This window comes from Leptospira ellinghausenii (assembly GCF_003114815.1).
Classification (GTDB): Bacteria; Spirochaetota; Leptospiria; order Leptospirales; family Leptospiraceae; genus Leptospira_A; species Leptospira_A ellinghausenii.
Genome location: NZ_BFAZ01000009.1, coordinates 1491159 through 1513046, shown reverse-complemented (window position 1 = coordinate 1513046; position 21888 = coordinate 1491159). Strand labels below are relative to the sequence as shown.

At 38.9% G+C, this 21888-nt stretch carries 18 protein-coding genes; 12 read left to right on the top strand and 6 right to left on the bottom strand.

All coding sequences use genetic code 11. The annotated features are described in order from the left end of the window. The first annotated feature begins 8 nt into the window (after window positions 1-8). The 5 genes from mreC to DI076_RS15680 are packed head-to-tail and all read left to right on the top strand — an operon-like array spanning window position 9 to window position 5950. Window positions 9-1187 (top strand): rod shape-determining protein MreC, encoded by a 1179-nt coding sequence (gene mreC, locus DI076_RS15700; protein ID WP_108960679.1) that lies wholly within the window; start codon window positions 9-11, stop codon window positions 1185-1187. Next, a complete protein-coding gene (gene mreD, locus DI076_RS15695; RefSeq protein ID WP_108960678.1) occupies window positions 1184-1699 on the top strand; it encodes a rod shape-determining protein MreD in 516 nt (171 codons plus the stop codon). The genes mreC and mreD overlap by 4 nt, the downstream gene beginning before the upstream one ends. After that, a complete protein-coding gene (gene mrdA, locus DI076_RS15690; RefSeq protein ID WP_108960677.1) occupies window positions 1696-3633 on the top strand; it encodes a penicillin-binding protein 2 in 1938 nt (645 codons plus the stop codon). The genes mreD and mrdA overlap by 4 nt, the downstream gene beginning before the upstream one ends. Further along, complete coding sequence (gene rodA, locus DI076_RS15685) at window positions 3633-5147, top strand: rod shape-determining protein RodA (protein WP_108960676.1); 1515 nt, start codon at window positions 3633-3635, stop codon at window positions 5145-5147. The genes mrdA and rodA overlap by 1 nt, the downstream gene beginning before the upstream one ends. Window positions 5148-5155: 8 nt before the next feature. Continuing rightward, window positions 5156-5950 carry a hypothetical protein gene (locus tag DI076_RS15680; RefSeq protein WP_108960675.1) on the top strand — a complete coding sequence of 265 codons (795 nt, stop codon included), beginning with the start codon at window positions 5156-5158 and terminating at the stop codon, window positions 5948-5950. 34 nt (window positions 5951-5984) lie between these two features. Here DI076_RS15680 and DI076_RS15675 read toward each other — a convergent pair whose 3' ends face one another. Next, on the bottom strand, window positions 5985-6917 hold the full coding sequence (locus DI076_RS15675; protein WP_108960674.1) for a bifunctional riboflavin kinase/FAD synthetase: 933 nt from the start codon (window positions 6915-6917) through the stop codon (window positions 5985-5987). A gap of 36 nt (window positions 6918-6953) precedes the next feature. On the opposite strand from DI076_RS15675, the gene DI076_RS15670 reads away from it, so the two are divergent. Next, window positions 6954-7523 (top strand): LIC10729 family protein, encoded by a 570-nt coding sequence (locus DI076_RS15670; RefSeq protein WP_245918466.1) that lies wholly within the window; start codon window positions 6954-6956, stop codon window positions 7521-7523. On the opposite strand, the gene DI076_RS15665 is transcribed toward DI076_RS15670, so the two are convergent. Next, the gene (locus DI076_RS15665; protein WP_108960672.1) at window positions 7524-7868 is read right to left on the bottom strand and encodes an STAS domain-containing protein; all 345 of its coding nucleotides are present in this window, start codon (window positions 7866-7868) and stop codon (window positions 7524-7526) included. It lies immediately after the preceding gene. 119 nt (window positions 7869-7987) lie between these two features. Here DI076_RS15665 and DI076_RS15660 point away from each other — a divergent pair, with 119 nt between their 5' ends. The 4 genes from DI076_RS15660 to DI076_RS15645 are packed head-to-tail and all read left to right on the top strand — an operon-like array spanning window position 7988 to window position 10815. Further along, complete coding sequence (locus DI076_RS15660; protein ID WP_108960671.1) at window positions 7988-8707, top strand: LIC_12936 family protein; 720 nt, start codon at window positions 7988-7990, stop codon at window positions 8705-8707. Between the two features lie 27 nt (window positions 8708-8734). Then, a complete protein-coding gene (locus DI076_RS15655; protein WP_108960670.1) occupies window positions 8735-9430 on the top strand; it encodes a DnaJ domain-containing protein in 696 nt (231 codons plus the stop codon). Between the two features lie 11 nt (window positions 9431-9441). Beyond that, window positions 9442-10458, top strand: coding sequence for a type I phosphomannose isomerase catalytic subunit (locus DI076_RS15650; protein ID WP_108960669.1), 1017 nt, complete (start codon window positions 9442-9444; stop codon window positions 10456-10458). A 54-nt stretch (window positions 10459-10512) separates the two neighbouring features. Beyond that, window positions 10513-10815, top strand: coding sequence for an LIC_10421 family protein (locus tag DI076_RS15645; protein WP_245918465.1), 303 nt, complete (start codon window positions 10513-10515; stop codon window positions 10813-10815). A gap of 10 nt (window positions 10816-10825) precedes the next feature. Here DI076_RS15645 and DI076_RS15640 read toward each other — a convergent pair whose 3' ends face one another. The 4 genes from DI076_RS15640 to DI076_RS15625 are packed head-to-tail and all read right to left on the bottom strand — an operon-like array spanning window position 10826 to window position 14702. Then, a complete protein-coding gene (locus DI076_RS15640; protein WP_108960668.1) occupies window positions 10826-11686 on the bottom strand; it encodes a pirin family protein in 861 nt (286 codons plus the stop codon). After that, window positions 11683-12783: a family 43 glycosylhydrolase gene (locus DI076_RS15635; protein ID WP_108960667.1), complete on the bottom strand. Its 1101-nt coding sequence runs from the start codon at window positions 12781-12783 to the stop codon at window positions 11683-11685. Before DI076_RS15635 ends, DI076_RS15640 begins: the two co-directional genes overlap by 4 nt. 14 nt (window positions 12784-12797) lie before the next feature. Further along, window positions 12798-13340: an SRPBCC family protein gene (locus tag DI076_RS15630; RefSeq protein ID WP_108960666.1), complete on the bottom strand. Its 543-nt coding sequence runs from the start codon at window positions 13338-13340 to the stop codon at window positions 12798-12800. A 42-nt stretch (window positions 13341-13382) separates the two neighbouring features. Further along, window positions 13383-14702: an MFS transporter gene (locus tag DI076_RS15625; RefSeq protein ID WP_108960665.1), complete on the bottom strand. Its 1320-nt coding sequence runs from the start codon at window positions 14700-14702 to the stop codon at window positions 13383-13385. Between the two features lie 46 nt (window positions 14703-14748). Between DI076_RS15625 and DI076_RS15620 the strand changes: the two genes are divergently transcribed. Together DI076_RS15620 and DI076_RS15615 are read left to right on the top strand one after the other, a co-directional pair. Further along, a complete protein-coding gene (locus DI076_RS15620) occupies window positions 14749-15735 on the top strand; it encodes a cysteine synthase A (protein ID WP_108960664.1) in 987 nt (328 codons plus the stop codon). A gap of 240 nt (window positions 15736-15975) precedes the next feature. Beyond that, on the top strand, window positions 15976-21888 hold the full coding sequence (locus DI076_RS15615; protein ID WP_245918464.1) for a LamG-like jellyroll fold domain-containing protein: 5913 nt from the start codon (window positions 15976-15978) through the stop codon (window positions 21886-21888).

The following is a 21888-nucleotide window of genomic DNA, read 5'->3' as shown; positions in this document are numbered from 1 at the left end:
ATAAGTCCATGAAGTGGAATCGCATCAATCAAAATGACGAATTGTTTTCCCTACTTTTCGTATTCCTGTTTTCCTTTACTTCCCTAATTTGGAACGGCAACTTCATGGTAAGAGGGATTGCCAGCTTTCAGGGTGTAGGCGACTTTTTTTCTGGGTCCTTTGATTCCTTTGGATCCCTGATCAAAAGTAGTTATAATAAACTCGAGTCCTTTGAACGGGTACGCGAAGAGCGTGATTCTTGTTTGAACGTGATGGAAGAATACCGACAACTCTCCAAAGACGTAGAACGCCTCAAAGCCGAAAATGCAATCCTCAGACAAGAGTTAAACTTTCCTCTCAGATCCGAATATCCATCTGTTCGTGCAGAAGTTCTCAGTGTTCGTTTGAATGCCATTTATCGTACCATCATCATCAACAAAGGATCCGAATCCGGGATCAAACCTTATATGCCAGTTGTAGCACGTGCGTTAGACGAAAAAGGCAAATTCACTGAAGCCCTTGTTGGTAAAATCATCGCTGTCTCAAAAGGATCTGCTGTCATTCAACCCATCATCAATTCCAATTTTTCAATGGGAGTCTCCATCCCTGGAACCAATTTATGGGCATCACTCAATGGAAACAGTGGTCGCGGAACAGATGTTTTGTTAGACTATATTGATTCAGGGATTGTGATTGATCCAAAAGCTATTGGCAATTTTCCAATGGGACCAAACCCTCCACCAACTTCGGCAAACACCATGTTTACAGAAGGATTTAGTAAAATTGGAAAGGCCGTATTTAGTTCTGGTGGATCGGGAGTTTTCCCTCCTGGCATTCCAGTAGGTACCATCATCGAAGAAGGGCCAAGGAACGGTTCCTTTAAAACTGCCATCTTACGTCCGTTTGTTGAATTTGATAAATTATTACATGTGATTGTCTTGAAAAAATTACCTGAAAAATGGCGAGAAGAGTGGCCTGCTGAAAAAACAATTCAAATTGAAGGTCCATACTTTGGTGAAATTGATTTCCCTAAAGAAAAGGATTATAATAAAAAAGAGAAAAAACAAGGAACCCAAGGTTTTGGAAACCCTAGTGCATTCGGTACACCAAACACAGGACGTACGAATCCAAACTCTAATCCTACTTCGCCATCAGAACCACCTCCTTCTCCCCAAAACTTGGAAGGACCTAAGGAGGTGAATCCATGATTTTAGATAAATTATTTATCATCATAGGAATGTTACTCGCTCATTTTCTAAATGGCTCCAATGTATTCGAATTAGGTAATGCAATCCGTCCTGATTTTATGGTCATTTTTGTTGTGTTCTTTGCACTCAGAAAAGGACCTATGTATGGTCTTTGGTTAGGATTTTTCGGAGGCCTTCTCACCGATACTGCACTTGGTGGTGAAATTGGCGGAGACAATATTGTGTATTACAAAATTGGCCTTCATTCTTTTTCCTATGCAATCATTGGTTATATCGTAGGAAAAGGCCTAAGAAGTTCTTATACAGAAAACTACATCTCCGTCACAATTTATGTTTTGGGACTTACCTTTGTATCAAGACTCATCACATATTTGTTATTCCTAATGTTCTTTCACTCAAACCATAGTTATTCCTTTTTGTATGTTTCTCTCTATAATGCTTTTTTAGGACCTGCATTATTCTTTTTATTCTCTTGGGCATATCGATTGGATGGAGATGAGGTACGGCAATGAGCCAGTCGGCATCTGAGTTTCGTTTAGAAGCAAGTTTCCGTAAACGATTGTACTTTTTTACAGGGATGATTGTATTTACGTTAACTGCGTATATTTTACAATTGTTCAACTTACAGATTGTTCAAGGGAGTGAAAACTCTCTTAAAGCCGAACGATTTGTTCGCAGAAGTGAATCCATACCTGCAGATCGTGGTAATATTTTTGATCGAAACTTTTTAACACCAGAAACAAGCCAACCTCTTGTATCCAATTCCGCATCTCTTGATGTGATTTTGAATACAAGTTTACTCAAAAACGATGCTAAAAAAGTAAAAGAGTTCATCTACAAATTTTGTGAAGCACTTTCGATTCCAATTGTTTATTACGAAAAAGAATTACAAGAATCACGATTGATTAAAAAAATCCGATCAAGAGAACCTTTTGTATTACTTGAAGGGATTTCAAGGGAACAACAAGAACGAATTTTAGTTTTAGACAATATAAATCGTTATGTGTATTTAGTTTCCTCACCTGCTAGGGTGTATCACATGGGACCTGCTCTTTCGCATGTGACCGGTTATGTGGGAAAACCAACAACAAGTGACTTACAAGAAAAAGAAATCAAAACTTACCAATTGATTGGAAAAGGGGGAATTGAATCCCTTTATGACACAACTCTCCGTGGCCAAGACGGATTTCGCATCCAGAAACGAAATACAGAAGGAAACATCGAGGAAGAACGTGTCATCGAACACTCAGTCCCAGGTAACAACTTAATCCTAACAATTGATAGAGACATGCAAATTGCTGCTTACAAAGCACTAAAGGGTGTTAGGGGGACAGTCCTTGCGATTAAAGCAACTACTGGTGAAGTTTTAGCCATGGCTTCCAACCCTTCTTATGATCCAAATATTTTGTCTGGGAAAAACAAACTCGAACGTTCTAATCACTTCACTCGAGTCACAAATAATGGTGGGTTTTTGAATTTAGCCATCCAATCCAGATTCCCTCCGGCATCCACTTTTAAAACCTTGGTGGGACTTGCTGCCATGGAGAGTGAACACAAAATCAATTTTGATCCCAAACAAACCTTTTCTTGCCCAGCAAGTTTTACCTTAAAGTCTACCTTCAAAGGGGTTCCAGACCAAGTGTTTTACAACTGGGACAAAAAAAACCATGGGGATCTTAATTTAGCACAAGCACTTGAAAAATCAAACTCAGTGTATTTCTACCAACTTGGTTATAAATTAGGTGCTGAACCAATTCTCGCCTACTCTCGGTTATTTGGTTTAGATAAAAAAACAGGAATTGACCTACCAGGAGAAGCCACTGGTTTTATCCCAAGTTCCGATTGGAAAAAAAGAACCTATGGCAACAAATGGTTTGATGGAGATACAGTAAACTTATCCATCGGACAAGGATTTATTTCGGTCACACCGATTGAGATGGCATTGTTTTATATGGCAGTGGTAAACAATGGAAAAATATACAAACCGTACGTAGTGTCCGAAATTAGAAGCCCACTTGACAACTCTCTCATCCAAAAAACAGAACCAACCATTTTACGTGATATTCCACTCAAAAAATCCACTGTAGAAGCATTAAAAGAGGGATTGTATTTGGTTGGATATTCTGGAACTGCATCAGGTGTTCTCAATTCACCAACTTTACCAGAGATTGCAGGTAAAACAGGAACGGCACAAACAAGACGTAGAGGAGCATCGTCCTCAAACCACGCTTGGTTCATTGGGTATGCACCAGTGAACGCACCTGTCGAAAAACAGATATTAGTTGCTGCATTCGTTGAGTATGGGGTTGGTGGTGCAGCATCTGCGGCTCCTGCGGCAAGGGAAGTTTTTAAAGCAGCTTTCCCACCTGGATCTTTCCCACGAACTGATAGGTCCCGTGCCAAAACCATGGAAGAAGAAGCACCAGTCGAACAAGAGGCATTTTAATGGCTGATCGTAATACAGAAAAACTCGATTATTTTTTAATATTCTCCGTTGTGTTAGTTGCGATGGCGGGAGTCCTCACTCTTTACACACAGGAAGCAAATACAGCTGATGGACTTGGTCGTTGGTACAAACAATTTTCCTTTGTGTTTGTGGGTCTCATTGCAATGTGGTTTATGTCGAGGATCAATTACCAATTGATTGGTTCCTATGCTCTCTTCATTTATCTATTTTCCATTTTTCTTCTGATCATAACACTCATCCCCGGAATTGGTTACCTACCATCTGGTCGTGGTGCAAGGTCTTGGTTAAAACTGGGTCCAATTACTCTCCAAGCTTCTGAATTTTCAAAATTGGCAACGGTCATTTTACTTGGCCAGTACTTAGTGATGAAAGAAAAGGAGATGCACAAAATTACAGTTTTGATCATTCCATTTATCATTTGTTTGGTGCCGATGTTATTCATCATTTTACAACCAGACTTTGGAACTGCTGTTTCCTTTTTACCAATGTTATTTACCATGTTGTACTTGGGTGGTGCTGATATCCTGCATGTTGGATCACTTCTTACCTTTGGTGGAATTTCCCTCATGGTTCCTATGTACTTAGCCTACTCACAACTTACACTTATACAACCTCTCATTGACTTACTACGTAAAGACAACAAAACAGAACTAGTATCACTTGTGAACCAACTCCAAGGAAAAATTTGGCTGATTCTAGATGGAAAAAAAGTATCTGGACTCACTCTTCCTGGAATTGAAAATCCGAAAAACTTACAAATGATACGCGAAGCAGCAGAGATCGTAAAAGATGAATACGCAAGTATTGGATATAAAATTTTATCCAATGAAGCTTTTATGTTTGGTCTCGGTGGTACGTTAACACTCATTAGCCTTGTGATGATTTTTATACGGATTGCTCGAGGTTCGCGACATCTTAGAAATTATTACATCACCATTGGTATCCTTGGGCTTTCTGTTTTATCTGCCATAGCCGTTCACAAATCCATTCCTTTCCGGGAAAACCAAGTGATCCGACTCACTGCATTTTTAAACCCAGACCAATTCAAACAAGGAGCAGGGTACCAACTCCGTGCCTCGAAACCTGCTGTAGGTTCAGGGAAAGTTTTTGGAAAAGGTCTCTTCCACGGAGAGATGACAGAAGGACGAATCCCCCATGTTCCCGAATCAGGAACTGACTTTATCTTTGCTTCTTGGGCAGAACAAACTGGTTTTTTTGGAAGTGTCTTGTTACTATTCTTTTTGATGTCAATTCCCTTGCGTGGCTTACAAATCAGTTTTGAAAGTAAGGACAGGTTTGGATCTCTCCTTGCAGCGGGGATTGTTGCGATGATTTTTTTTCATATCGCCATCAATGTAGGAATTGTGATAGGACTCCTCCCAGTAACAGGTGTTCCACTTACATTTATGAGTTATGGTGGATCCCACTTAGTGATGGCAATGACTGCTGTTGGAATCATTTTATCGATTAAAAAACGTAAGTTTGCGAACTAAGATTTCGAATGAAACCTACCAAAAAAATTCTGGATGCAGATGAGTTCTTCCAAACCAAAGTGAAGTTGGAAGAAGAACTTATCCATTTAGAAGGTTTGGAACGGCAAGTAAACGAACAAATTTCCAAATTAGTGAGTTTGTCTGATAAACTCATCCAATGTTCGGAATCAAATGAGTCTCCCTATTTTTTACAACGAAGCAAACGCCTTAGTGCTGAAATTCTCAAATTCAAAATCAAAAATGAATACAAACAAAAAGAATTTGATTCCCTTTACCACATCTTAGATAAAATCAAATCCGAAGACAAAATTGAATTTTTAGATTCTGCTTTAAAAAACCGAATTTCCAAAATTGCCCACCATATGGTGGAAAAAAAAGAAATCCCACAAGAAAATAGTCAGATTTCATTAAAAGGAAATCTCAAAAACCATAACAGTGGAAAACTAACCTTCGTCTGTTATGTGTTAGAAGGGGTACATTTCCTTCTACCGAAAAAACCATACCGAGTTTTACGTAATATCCCTGCTTTCAAAAAACAAATCAAAATCAAAGACAAATTAATTCCTATGTTTCCTGGCCCTGGATTTATCCTCATGGAAGAAGGGGAATCCAAAGAGAAACATGTCATCCTAATGAAAAATGGAGAGAAAAAGGAATGTGCTTTTTATTTTGATGAATTAAAAGAAGACTGGGCCATTTCCAAAACCTCTCTCGATGCCATCTTAGAAAAGGAATCCAATCACAAATCAATTGCTGGTAAAATCAAACGGAAAGGAAAAATATACCACGTCATCAACCTATAACTTTTACCGACCTAAACCACACTGAGTTATGAGTTTATCGAAGTGCCAAAATAGACAAACTTATTTCTTTGTCTTTGGTCAGTTGATTTTTTAAAGCATCAATCCCATCAAACTTTTGTTCCTCTCGGATTTTTTTTACCATTTCCAATTCAATTTCTTGTCCATATAAATTTCCTTCAAAATCAAAGATGTTTACTTCTACATGTAAACCTAATCCGTCAAAGGTGGGATTAAATCCAATGTTTACCATTCCTTTGTGATCTTTTCCATCAAACTTCACAAAACAAGCATACACACCCACCGATGGTAAAAGTTTATCACTTGGAACTTGGAGGTTTGCCGTTGGAAATCCAATGGTACGCCCACGTTTGGAACCTTCCACCACGGTTCCAGAGATATGATAATTTCGTCCGAGTAAGATCTTTGCTTCTTCCATTTCTCCTTTGTCGAGAAAACCTCGGATGAGAGAGGATGAAATTTTACTGTCTTTTTTTAAAACTGCTTCTCTTAACTCAACCGCATAACCATAATTAGCCTTATGAAAATCAAGAAGTGTAAAATCTCCCCTTCTTTCAGCTCCAAAAAAATGGTTATAACCAATCACAATGTGTTTGGCATGTAAAGTTTGGATCATAATTTTTTCTAAAAAGTTTTCTGCAGACATCTTCGAGAGTGAGATGGTAAAATCTAAAACGATGAGGTAATCAATCCCGAACCCGCGAATGAGTTCCTCTTTTTCTTTTTCTGAGGAGAGGTATTTAAAATTTGGTTTTTTCCCAAGCACAACTGCCGGGTTTGGATAATAAGTAACCACAACCGAAGGGATTCCAAGTTCCTTGGCTTTTTCCACTGTCCGTAACAAAAGTGTTTGGTGGCCCACATGGATTCCGTCGAAATTTCCAAGTGTCAAAGAAGAGCCTTGTTGGAATTCATTTTGGATCGATTCTAAAGAGCGAATAATTTTCAAAGGGGGACTTGTCTCGTAATCCGATACTTGGAATAGGTGCTACCATTGAAACTACGAATCCTTCTCTTTACGGCAATCTTTTTATCAACGAGTGGTGCACTCTTCGCAGATGATTCGAAAATTCCCAAACAAGAATTTGGATTGGAGGAAGGATTATTACCAGAAGACATTTCTACCTTCCCCGAGTTGAAAACATGGGCCATCTACCAATCGTATGAATTAGAACCGGATGGTCCCTACTTGGGATTACAAGATTCCATTTGCCGGATGGTGCCCGAGTCGGGACTTCGTTTTTTATTAGAAAAACCAAGTGATACAAAATCCACAGTGTACCTGTATTTGGACTTAACGATGTACAAACCACTGAGGGGATCAAAGTTCAAACCTAGAAAATTACAAATTTTTGTGAACGGAAAACCCAAACGTGCCATCCTGACAGAACGTACGAAGGGTTTCCAGAATCCTGTCGAAATCCCATTAGAACCTTCTGAATACCCAGATGGCAAAATTTACGTAGATTTAGTGCCGAGTCAAAACTCTGTCGGCCGTTTTTGGGGGATTTGGGATGCGTTTGTTGTCGAAAACCGTTTGGACGAAAAGGATTGATTATACCGCGTATTTTTCGCGGTATTCGTCTTCCCCAATGGTTTGGAAGTAACTGGTAAGCCCTGCTACCTTAAATACCTTCTCAATTGCCGGTTTCATATTGGCAATGGAGAACTTCCCTTGCAATTCTTGGACATAATTCAGCTGTTTGATGAGCATTCCAATCCCAGAAGAGTCGATGTAGTTCAATTTCTCTAAATTGATGATGACGTGGAGGTTGTTTGAAGGTTGGTTTGGGATATTGGTTTCTAGGAAGTTTTTAAAATCCAAGGAAGTGTAAATGTCCAAACTTCCGGAAATGCTGATCACAAAAGCGTCTGCATTCTTTTTCAGATTTATTTCCATGGGAGACCTACCGCTAGCCTCCTGTTTTTACGTTTTTTGTTCAACCTTATTTTTAACAAATTAATAATTTCATTTCAAAAGTCGAAAATAGATATAGAGTTTACTATCTGGGAGTTCTTATGCGTACCTCGTTTGTCTTAATTTTTACCTTCCTCTTCACCGTTGGTCTTTTTGCCGCGGATGAAAAAAATGAACCTGTGAGCCAAGCAGATTCCCACAAATTGAATCCAGATGGAAGCATCGCTCTCATCCCATATAATGCCAAACAACAACAAAAAATCGATCGTATCGGTAAGGAAGTGGATGATTACCACGCCATGATCAATGAAAAGATCAAGTTCCTTAGCTTTGAGAAAAAAATCAAAGACAGTCGTTATGGTCAAGTTTCCAGTGCACGTGAAATCCACTTACCTTATGAGCCACGTTATGTGATGCACAGCCGTTTTGTAATGAAACTGAAAGGTGGCGGTGGTGCTGAAGGTGGTGGTTTTTCCCTTGATGAACTTTCCTTTTGGTCCCGTAAGTCATTAACAGAGAAAGGAAAAGACCCAGTTACAACCTACCGCGAACTCAAAAACAGTACAGCTGGCGGAGTGAAAGGACTAATCCTTTCCGTACGAACTGTTACAAACGCTGACGACAACACTCTCAATTATGAATTGGAAAAAATCCAAAGCCCATGGGAAAGAATTCGATTGGCAACCGCTTACCGTGACAGGCTTCGTGAAGTAGCAAGAAACATTGATCGTTACATCCAAGCAAAAGGAAAACTCGAAACTAAAATGGTTTCTGAATCCGTAATGGAAATCTCTGTGAGTGGAGATTTCGAAGAGCCGTAGTTGAATTTAGGTGGGATTTGTTAATTAATGCCACCGCAAAACACCAATCTATACGAAGCATTAGAAATCCCCTTTGGAGCTACGACGGAAGAGATTAAATCTTCTTTCCGTCGTCTCGCAAAACTTTACCACCCCGACAATCCCATCTCTGGATCTTATGCCAAGTTCCAAACCATTTATTTTGCCTACCAAACTCTTACTGGAGATTCAAGAAAACAGTATGATGATGAGTTCAAAAAGAATTATGCAAAAGCATTTTTAAAACGAAAACTAGAAGAACATCCAATTGTTTTACCAGTGTCCCGTGTACGGTTTACAACAGGGATCATTGACCTTGCTAAACGTGGGCTTATGAGAAAAGGGTTTCGCAATAAAGATCGTAGGAAGGTTACGGGCATTGATTATGATTTGGTGATTGATTTAAAAGAATCGGAAACTGTACGTCCTGTGATTGCCGTGATCCCACTTACCGTTCGGATTGTATGTCGTGATTGTATGGGCAGTGACCCACATTGTTCTGCATGCAATGGCCGTGGTAGTTATAAAGGGTACCGAAAACTAAATGTAGAATTTCCAGTTTCGACTCTTCTCCCATCCAAAATCTTTGAATTTGATCTTTCCAAATTTCGTCCCGATTCCTTCACACATTTTAAGAAAAAAATCCTACGGGTGAAACTTCTCATCCATAAAAATATCCCTTTACGGACAAAGACCGCTGTCTAAAAAGGAAACCAATGGAGAGGATTCCAAAAATCGTATTTCTATCCCCTATTTATAAAGAAAAAATTTGGGGTGGCAGGAAATTGGAATCAAAAATGGGACGAAGTATCCCAGAAGGATTGATTGGAGAATCATGGGAAGTTTCCGTTTATGGTTCCGATGTTTCCAAGATCCAAAATCCAGAATTTCCAAATCTTCCGTTAACCGAACTCATTCAAAAAGCACCCAACGAAGTTTTAGGAAAACCATTTTCCAATTCAGGTTTACCCCTACTCGTAAAAGTCATTGATGCAAAAGAAAAACTGTCTGTCCAAGTTCACCCAAACGATGATTATGCGCTCAAATATGATCCACAGTCCAATGGTAAAAAAGAATGTTGGTATGTTTTATCAGCAGATCCTGGGGCAGAACTGGTTGTAGGATTTGACATTCATACAAACCGAAATGAATATGAAGCACTTGTTAAAGAAAATTTAGGAGAATCTGTTCTCAAAAAATGGAAAGTAAAACCTGGTGATGTATTCCTTTTAAATCCAGGAACCATACACGCGATAGGTGGTGGAGTTTTACTTTTAGAAGTGCAACAATCCTCTGACTCTACTTACCGAGTTTATGATTACGGAAGAATTGGGGACGATGGTAAACCAAGAGAATTACATTTAGAAAAAGCATTCTCAGTATTGAATTTTTCAAAATCGAATGGTGACGAAAAACTAAAAAAAGAACTAATAGGTTACCATCCTTTCCCTAGATTTTTATTCACTTCCAATGATAAATTCAGGCTTGAATCTTGGGAATTCAACCAAGCTCAAAACTTCACCTTTGCCCCGTTATCTGATCCAGTTTGTTTTGGAATTTTTTTCACTGTTTCTGGATCCATTTATTTTCCAGAACTAAATCGTACAGTTGGAACTGGAGAAACATTTTTTGTGACTGCTTCCGGATTTTCTGAGACAATTCATGCAAGTGTAACCCCTGGGACAAAACTTGCTTTTATGTCCAGTGGAACCGATACTGTAAAATATCAATAACAAGACCTATTGACTTTTTGATTCATTTGGTATAATGGAGTGTAGAGAGGTTCTATGAAAAAACTTATTTCCATTTTACTCGTGTTAGCTTCCACTTCGCTTTTTGCGTTGTCTGAATTAGAGAATTTGATGATAAAAGAGGCAAATTCCCCAGAAAGTAAACAAGCTGCACGTTCTTACCTAAATGCAATGGCAAAAGAAAAAGAAGAAAATGCAAAACGCCACGAAAAGATGGCTGGCAATAAAGGTGGGAAAGCAGTATCCGAAGCAAAATTCAAAGAACATTGTTTGAATCTTGCAAAAGAATTCCGTGCAGAAGCTGACGAATACAAAAAAGCAGCAGATGCTTTAAAATAAAAAATAAAATTTAGTTGGGTAAAGGAATCCGATCTGTTTCGTTTGGAACTTTTGGAAATTCATCCTTTGCCCATCTTTCCTTAGCAGAATCAATCAATTCCTGGCTAGTTGCGACAAAGTTCCAATACAAATGCCGTTTTTCCTTCAAAGGTTCCCCTCCAAGTAACATCAAACGACTGTTTTGTTTTGCTTTAAAGGATACTTTCATTCCTTTTTCAAATAAAACCATACTTCCAACCGTATAAGATTCCCCCTCTGATTCGATGGCACCTCTCGCTATGTACAAGCCAGCTTCTTCTTCAGAAGAAAGTTGCCACTCTATTTGGCCAGCATCTATTTTTACATCGATGTCAGCATAAAAAAGTGGTGAATGAACTACGGCTGATGATTCTAAATCCAAAAATTTACCACCTAACAAACGAAAAGTAAGTCCTTTTTGTTTCATCACGGGGATTTCTGCTTCAGAAAGGTGTTGGAAACTTGGGGATATTTGTTCTTTCTCTTTAGGGAGTGCTATCCAAGTTTGTATTCCTTCTAATACTTCATATTTAGGATCAAATTTAGATCGTTCACTATGAACAATACCAGACCCTGCAACCATCCAATTGGTTTCATTGGGCCGAATGTCCATCTCTACTTCTAAACTATCTCGGTGTGTGATCACTCCATCATACAAAAAGGTAATGGTAGCAAGTCCAATATGTGGATGGGCTCGGACAACAAGTTCTTCACCAGTGACAACAGGTACAGGTCCAAAGTGATCAAAAAAAACAAAGGGTCCCACTGACCTTTTTTCTAAGGCAGGAAGAACACGACGAATGATAAAATTATCTCCTAGGTCTTTTGAATGTCCGATCAGTGATTTTGTCATTTGGATTTAGACTTCTTTGTTTTGGGTTTTGATGGAATCTTTTTCGTAGTCACTTTCGCTTTCTCTTTCGGTTTGTTTTTAAGGGAACGACTCCCTTGTTTTTTTGATTTGGACGTAGATTTAGATTTGAGATTTTCTTTTGTTTCTTCCACCTTCCCAACAAACAATCCAATCGCTTCTTTTCCCTTTGTCCAATGTGCTTTATCTCTTGCATTAAAGTAGAGAATAAAAATATTTTCAGCTTCGGAATACTTCACATCACATGCATAGACATGGCTTGCCTTCCAACCGCGCCCAGTAGGACCAAGGATTGGTGTGTTGTTGATTCGTTCAAAATTGATTCCATCTTCACTTTGTAAAAATAGAATTGCCGAACAAGATTCCTTCCTAACGGGATTCCAAAAAATACCATTTTGAAACCCTAAGTATCTGCCTTTCCAAGGGATCACTTTAATGGAACCGGCACCCAAATTACAAAATGGATCCATATCGTTAGGTGATAAAATCGGATCTGAAAAATACGAAAATGGGCCTAGTGGGGAACTGGCTTCAGCAACCGTAATGTACTTTGGTTCACAAAAACCACAATCAGGAATCATCACTAGTGATGATGAAAAGTACATCCTGTACTTATTTCCAAATTTCACAAGACAAGGATTACTAACAGATTCACCAAAGTTTGGATCTTTATGAAATGGAAATTTTGGCACGATAACAGTTTTTGAAGCTGACCAATGGACTAAATCTTTGCTCGTTTTCACTTCAATTTTTGATTTCCATTTACGATACGGAAACCAAGACATGAGGACATGTAAAAATTTGTATTTTTCATAATACAAATAATAAGTTCCATCTTCAGAGTAGATAAAAGGACGCATTGCATTACGAACAATGGATTTCTTTTTTTTCCAATGGATACCATCCTCGGAAACATACTCTAACACACCGAAGATGTTATGCGCAAATAAATGCCACAGACCATCAGGGCAAGATTCAGGAAATAAAAAACTAGGATCTGCCAGAATCGGAGATGGAAATCCTGGTTTGATGATGGGATCCTCTTGGTAGAGTTGCCAATAGATATTTTGTTTGTTCAAAGGGGAAATAAACCTTATTTTTCTAATACTTGTTTTAAATTGGAAAGACCTTCTTCAAAATCATTTCCAATCATTTCTTCAAAATTCATAAAAAGTAACATCAAATTAAATGGATAAGGCATAGATCCATCAAAACCCCAAATTACTTTTGATTTTTTTGGATCTAAAGAAGAAACTTTCATATAACTTCTTTCAGTTCCTTCAAACGGTTCAAAAAATCGTAATTCAGTTTGCATCTCTAACGTTTCAACATTGATCATCTTAATCTCTTGTTCACCGACACCAACGTCTTTCACTTGGCTTTCCCATCGGGACACAAAACCAACTGTTCCGTCTTCCCCTCTAAAAATCTTTTTCATATCGGGATCACGTTTTGCCCATACACTATATTGGTCTTGGTTCTTTAACAAACGAATGAATGCAAATACATCACTTGCTGGTTTTGTAATGTCAATTGTCCTTTCCACTTGGTAACTTGATGGTAAAAATATTGCCAAAACAAGTGGGACAGCGATGATTCCAATGATTCCGATTGAGATTTTTTTGCCTAGATTCATAACACGTAAATTGAATTCCAAACAATTCGTTCGTCAATTGATTTAACCTCTGGGACGCAGATTCCAACTAAAAATCAAAAGGAAAATGGCAATGAGAGTGGAAACAAGAATTGCTCCGAGGGCAACTTCCCAGGAATAATTTGTTGATAAAACAGCAATTCCTTTCCCTTGTGCGGTGCGTCCGAGTGATCCAAATAACCCAATAAATCCAGCTGCTGTACCAACTGCTTTTTTGGATGTAAAATCCATTCCTGCTACACCTAACAACATCACTGGAGGGTAAATGAATAGTCCAATCAAACCAAACAGAACGTAGTCGATCCAGATATTTCCTGGAGGATTGAATAAAATTCCTAAAAATGCAAAGAAGATAGGAATGATACAAAGTAAACTGACCATTCCCCTTCTTCCATCAAACTTGTCGGAAACCCATCCCATCAGAATTGTAGATCCAATTCCACCGAATTCTAAAATCAAAGTGGAATATCCTCCACCAAGTAAATCCGCACCTTTTGTTTCCTTTAAATATGTTGGACCCCAATCAATTAAACTATACCGGATGATATAAACAAAAAAATTGATGATAGCAAATAACCAAATATATTTATTTAATAAAACTTGTTCAACAATCAGTTGCTTGGTGGTTAACTCTTCTTCATGATTCTCTTTTTCTTCAGGTGGATAATCATTTCTATACTCTTCTATGGGTGGAAGTCCTTCAGACTGCGGTGTGTCCACAAGTCGAAAGTATAAATAAACACTTCCGAGTATGGCAATCACACCCGGAACAAAAAAAGCATATTGCCAACCAAATTTTGCAGCAGAATGAGAAGCAACAACTCCAACAATCCCTCCTCCGATATTATGTGCAATATTCCAAAATGCAAACGTAGTACCCCTTTCCCTCACGGAATACCAATGCCCCAAGGAGCGACCACATGGAGGCCAACCCATACCTTGAACCAGGCCGTTGGCTCCCCACAAAAATAAGTGGATCCAATAATGATTCGCAAATCCAAATGAAAAATTTAAAATGGCAGTGAGTAATAATCCAACTGCCATAAATTTTTTAGGATTGGAACGATCTGACAATGCCCCCATAAAAAATTTTCCAATTCCATAAGTGATGGCAGTTACAGCTAAGATGTCACCCAAATCAGATTTGGAATAAGACAATGCTTCCCCAATTTCTTTCGAAACGGGAGAAAAATTATTACGTGTTAAATAGTATACCGTATAACCGATGAAAGTCGACTCCAATACTTGAAACCTTAGTTTTGGATAAAGAGTTAAAATTTCTTCTTTCGATTTTTGTGGGATCGCGGGTGCTGGTGCAAACCACTGACGAAGGGACTTGTACATAAACTTGGAAATTGATGTCTAATGATAAGGAGTCAAGTGTATTCTCATGAAAACAGATATTAGAAATGGATTTATTGGCACAATTGGAAATACAACCCTCATACGTATCCATTCATTAAGTGAAGAAACTGGATGTGAAATTCTCGGCAAAGCGGAATTCCTAAACCCAGGTGGTTCTGTCAAAGACCGAGCAGCTTTGTACATCATTGAAGATGCAGAAAAAAAAGGCCTTCTCAAAAAAGGGGGAACGGTTGTGGAAGGTACAGCTGGGAATACAGGTATTGGACTCACTCATATCTGTAATGCAAAAGGATATAAAACCATCATTGTCATCCCAGAAACCCAATCGAAAGAAAAAATTGATATGTTACATACGTTAGGCGCTGAGTTGATTTTGGTTCCAGCAGTTCCTTATTCCAATCCGGGAAATTATGTACGAGTCTCAGAACAAATTGCAAAGGAAACACCCAATTCACTTTGGGCGAACCAATTTGATAACCTTGCCAATCGAAACGCACATTTTGAAACCACGGGTCCTGAAATTTGGAACCAAACACAGGGTAAAATTGATGTGTGGACCACATCTATCGGAACCGGTGGTACGTATGCTGGAACCGCTTTGTATCTTAAGTCCAAAAATCCAAACGTCAAATGTATCGTTTGTGACCCACATGGTTCTGGCGTGTATTCATATGTCAAAACAGGGACCATTACCATTGAAGGTGCTTCTATCACAGAAGGAATTGGCCAAGGAAGGATCACAAAAAATATGGAAGGAATGCCAGCCGATGACGCGGTTCGTATCCATGACAAGGAAGCACTCAATATCTTACAAAAAGTACTCCGAGAGGATGGTTTGTTTATGGGAGGTAGTGTGGGGATCAATTTGGCAGCTGCTTACCAAATTGCGAAACAATTGGGACCAGGGCACACCATCGTGACCGTGTTATGTGACACAGGAACCAAATACCAGTCCAAAATTTACAATCCAGAATTTTTAAAATCAAAAGGTCTACTTGGAAACATAGATTAAACAAAATCAAGTGAATTGCGAGAAAAAACCAAGAACATTCACTAAAAATAAATTTCCAAACTTTGTATGTACGCATTGAACTTGGTTCTCATTCGAATGAGAATGAATCTTAATGTGGATGCGATAGGTCTATCATCCAAATCAGTTTTTCTTTGTTGGAAACAGCGTCTATTTTCTAAAAATTTAGATTTTCTCTAGACGAAATCACCTCTCAGTTGTTACTCTTCTTTAGAAATGAAATTGTTAGATCGGAATGATTGGATCATTGGAAAAAGATTCCTTCAGAAATTCATCATATCCTTATTTTTGCTTCCTACCTTTGGATGTTCGTTTCCTACAATCAATCGTTCCTTACTCGAAACGTTTACAACATTACGGTTTCTCCAAGCAAATACCCTATCTTATTCTGTTAGTTTTCAAGTCTCTGGTTTACTCGGAACTGGATTACAAATCGAAAACAACGGTGAGGTGATGGATATCAGTACAAATGGCACGTATACCTTCACTAAAAAAATAAATTCTGGTGCCAATTATAAAGTAACAGTCAAAACACCTCCAAGTTCCCCCATTCAAAATTGTATCGTCTCTTCAGGCCAAGGAACAGTACTCAATGGAAACATTGAAGGGATACAGGTAGTTTGTGGGAGTGCATTGTATCTCATCAGTGGAACGGCAACTGGACTTTCTGGGAATGGATTACAATTACAAAATGTAACTGGTGTTGGGACTGATGTCATCAATGTCAATAGTGGAAGTTTTTCATTTCCACCACTTCCTGTGGGTGAGACTTATAATTTTAGTATCATAAGCCAACCGACTAACCCTAGCCAAACTTGTTCCATAACAACACCTGTTGTCACAAATGGTACGATGGTTGCGTCACCCATATCCGCAAGCATCAATTGTACAACCAATTCTTATGCTGTCAGTGCCCAAGTCATTGGAATTTTAGGTACACTCACAGTAGGAAATGAACTAAAACTGACATTAGATGGTTCCAATACAATTAATGTCACTGCCGATGGGACTTTCGCCTTCCCAGGAACCTATTTAAGTGGTGGAAATTTTACTGTAACCGTTGATAACCCAGGAGGAGTCATCACTTCTGGAGTTTGTACATTATCGTCTAGTACAGTAACAGTAGGAAACGGACCTACAAACTTTGCTGTCAATTGTAGCAATGCATTTTTAGTCAGTGGTTCAGTTTCAAGTCCTGGGGGTACAACAACAAGTGTATTAGGTGGACCAGTGACTTTAGATTTGGTGCAAACGGGAGGATCTCCTGCTTTTCCTACCCAATCGATCAGCATTAACCCAGGTGTCACAAATTTCACATTCCCAAGTACCATTCCAGGTGGTGTGGATTATCAGATTGTCGTTTTTACAAATCCACCTAACCAAACTTGTACGATTACCGCAGGAGCAACTCATTCAGGGATTGTGTCGAATATGTCCAACGTTGTAATCAATTGTAGTTTGACACTTCCCAGTTTTTCTCCTCTTAGTGGTTCTCTATTTAACGATGATGGGACTGTTACCATTTCCAGTTTGATCCCAGGATCGGAGTATCGTTACACAATTGGCAATGGAGCCCAAGCGGATCCAACCTGTGCCACAGGAACAATAACAACATCCACAGTCATGATATCCGATAACAACCAAGCAGTGATCAAAGCGATCCATTGTAAGGTGGGTTGGGTGGAATCACAAGTTGTCACTGCTTCCTATACACTCAAAGTCGCGACACCAACTCCAAGTTTGGCGACTGGATCCTTTCTGGACTCTGGCCAAAATGTAAGTTTTTCAAGTACAACTACAGGTTCCACATGGGTTTGCCATACTTCAGCGGTGGCTGTCCCTACGGATCCAGATTGTGGCCCTTCACTCAACACATGTAATACGGGTGTCCTTGGGAATTATATTTTTCCAACACCTGGTGTTTCTCAAAATGTAAAAGCAAGAATGTGTAAAGTGACTTATGCTCAGAGTGATGTTTTGAGTACCAATTACCAACCAAATGTTTATACAGTTGGTGGAACAATTAGTACTCTCACGACACCCTTTGGAACTAATACTTTTGTTTTACAGAATAATGGTGGTGATGATTTAATCATTGCAAGTAATGGAACGTTTACATTCAACACGGCATTACCTACAGGTACAAATTTTACGGTCTCTGTCTTATCAGGTCCACAAAATCCTTGGCAAACTTGTAATATCACAAATGCAAATGGTACAGTTTCCAATACAGCGATTACTAACATCGCAATTTCATGTTCTGTAAATCAATACAACATGAGTGGAAACGTTACTAGTTCTGTAACTTTACCCTCAGGCCTAACTGTTACCAATGGTGTTGATACTATCAATGTTCCTGCAGGTGCAACTTCCACTCCCATTTCCTTTGCGACACCCATAGCCAGTGGAACCGGTTATGAAATCCAAATCACCCAAGAACCACCAGGATTTGTTTGTGCCGTTCAATCAAACATCCAAGGAACTATGTTAGGTGCCAACATCACAAATGTTACAGTGAATTGTGTAGCAGGTTACCGATATGGAAATGCAATTGGCTTAAAAAAACAAGCACCTGTCCAAATCCATTATTATAAAGGAGATGTTACAACGGCAGCGGGTGTAGCAGGCAGTGGATCAAGTGATGGCCCTGCTCCAGCATCCAGTTTTAATGACATCAGTGGCATTACTTATGATGGAACAAAAGGTTTTATCGTAGATTCTGGTAATCATAAAATTCGTGTATACAATCCAATGACCAATACCGTTTCCTCACTAGTGGGAAGTGGTACCGCAGGAAATACTCCTGGATCAGGCATAACTGGAACATTCAATTTACCAAAAGGAATCACAACAGATGGAACATATTTGTATGTGACAGAAACCTTGGGTAATCGTATCAAACGTGTTTTAATTAGCTCTGGTTATGCGGAGACTTTTGCAGGTGATGATACTGTGGTTTCACCGGCAAATGCAAATCTTGATTCAACAGATCCACTTGCCGCCAGATTTGCATCTCCTGCTGGCATTGTGATTGATGATAATAAACTGTACATCGCCGATCGAAATAATTCAGCAATACGTGTCATCAAGTTAAGTACGCGTGAGGTATCAACCCTCGTCACGGGTGGGGATATCAGTTTTCCTGAGGGACTCACCATCATCGGTGATTACTTATACGCTACCAATTTAGGAACTTACAACATCACAAAAACCCACAAAGTTACTGGTGTTACAACGATTCTATGTGGAAATTCAACCAATGGATACATTGATGCCGTTGGAACTGATGCTTCCTTCAATTTACCACACGGGATTACTTCCGATGGCATCTTTTTGTATGTGGCAGATTATGGGAATCATTTGATCCGAAGGGTACATAGTGGCACTGGAGAAGTGATCACAATTGCTGGTTCCGGAAACACTGGACTTTTAAATGGAGTTGGTGTATCAGCATCCATACAATCACCAAAATACATTTCCAACCTTGGTGATGTGATTGTTTTTGGAACTGTAAATGCGCTTCGAACCTTAAAGTCAGAAAGTTTACAATCTTATTATCCTTTAAACGGTTCAAATTACAATTTTGTCAATAACCAAACAATTACTTCAATCGGAAGCCCTACGTTTGGAAATGGTAGATTTAATGAATTAAATGGTTCAGCGAGCACTTCCATAGGGAATGCAGGAACAGCACCTTCTCCAAGTTCGTCGGTAAATAAAGTCACAATGGCTGGATGGATTTTATGGGATGGAACAAACTCTGGAATCGGAAAAGTAATTTTTTATAATGGTGATTTTACAACCAATGGCCATGGATTGTTTATAGATGCAAAAGACCAATTAGCAATCTACCGCGGTGGTATGCTCCCTGATTCTACAAATGTAACAGTTATACCTAACTTATGGACCCATGTTGCATTAACTATTGATAGTAACGATTTATACAAAGTATATTTTAACGGAAACTTAGTGTTTGAAAAAACCTTAAGTACAAATCCCGTTTCAGGAAATTTGACAATTGGTGTTTCCTCAGCTGGTTCCTTTTTCTTCCCAGGGAGACTTGCCGATTTGCGTTTCTACAACAGGGAACTCAATGAAGCAGAGGTAAGTGACTTAGCAAAAAATGCAGACAATACCTTGGTTGGAAATTCCTATGCTTCTCGACCAATCCAATTGGCAGCTCAATACCAATTTGCAGGAGACTCTACTTCCAAGGGACCTCTTGGCGGAAGTTTGTCTTTTTTTGGTCCCTTGACAAACTATTCAACTGGAATCAACAAAACAAATAATTCCGCAGTCAGGATTTCTGCATCTTCTGGTGGATACTTACTCGGCTCGGAACAGGGTTTACCACATGGAACACAACCAAGGAGTATCTGTGTATGGGTAAACCTAGAAACCTATCCGAATATGGGAGACAATGCCCCTCTCATCACATATGGAGGTGCAGGTCCCTCCACTGAATTCATTCTAAATGTATACAGAGCATCACCTACTGGTGACTTAAAACTTCGGTTTGGTGGTCTCGGCGGGGGAGAATTGTATCCATCCTATACACTGCCATTAAATCGTTGGACTCATATTTGTGGTACATTTGACGGTAACAATGGTTGGTTATATGTTGATGGAGTGGAAATTAGTGGACCAGTGAACATTGGTTCGTCTATCAATACAACAACAGGAACAGGATTATATGTTGGTCGAATGGCTTCGTTTCCAGGCCATATGTTTGGGGGAAAAGTAGATGAGATTAAAATTTATGCAAAAGCACTCTCTCAAAAGGAAGTCCGAACACTCTCAGCACAAATCCCCAATGGTTTAGTTGCTCGTTACGATTTTAATAAAAATTTTGATGATGTAAGTGGGTTCGGAAATCCAACCACAAGTATAGGAGCAACTCTTGTTTCCGACAAATATGGAAATGGAATTTCCGCTTTGAATACAAACGGAAGTACTTACCTAAATGTAACCACTACAACCTCATCATTACCAAAAAATTCCCAACCAAGAACGATTTGTGTGCAATACAAATCAGCGGCACTCAATTCCGGGACAATGGTTAGCATTGGGCCCAATTCCACTGATCGCATGATTGCGTTAGGTGCTGGTAATACTAGTTCAAAATACTTTTTTTCAGGTTATCTAAACGATGTAGAAGAATTTTATTATAACCATGAAAATGTCTGGCATCACCTTTGTGGTGTGTTTGAAGGTCCAGCTGGAAGTTATGTTGCCTCTATTTACCATAATGGAGCCAAACTCATCAGCCAAACCAAAAATACTTGGGATACAAATCCCAATGTTTTTACGATTGGAATTCGATCTGATTTAATCAATGGATTTAATGGTCAATTGGATGAAGTTCTGGTATATAACCGTGCTTTAACGATCATGGAAATCCAAGCATTATCAGGATATGATCCAAAACAAGTGATTACTTGGAATGCAAATCCGGCAACTAGCAGTTTAAAACTTCACCTAAGTGCCGATAGTTTTTCAAATCAATCCAATTTTTCACCTATCACCACTTGGCATGACAGAAGTGGAAACGCGGCTTCTTTTTTCACAGGAGGTGCATCTCCAACCTATAATAATACAGGTTTCAATAATAAACCTACTGTAAATTTTAACGCTGGCAATTCTGAGTATTTGTTCCGCGGTAGTGCGGCAAACATTCCATCCAATAGTTCCACTTTTTTCATCGCCTTATCAAGAACAGCCAACGCCAATGATACATTTTTTGAATCAGCAACACCTGGTGTCTCATACTATTTTGATGGAGACAATATTCGAATGGCAAAACCATCGGATGGAATTGTTGGCTCTAGTAACATCCAATTTCCCTATACAAACTTTCCCTATCTAATTGCAGCAGAACAATTAAATGGAGTATCCTTTGGTATGTATTCAAGTGGATATGCGATTGGTATCCCAACAGATCCAAGTAAAACATATTCACAAAATAATCTTTATTTAGGTTCTAACTCTAGTCCTGGTAATTTTTTCTCTGGAAATATTAGCGAAGTTCTCTATTACAATGTGAGTTTATCCAATCCAGGTCGTACCATTGTTTTCTGTTACTTATCTCAAAAATATAATATTGATTTGTCTGCTGCTTCGGTGTATTGCGATTGA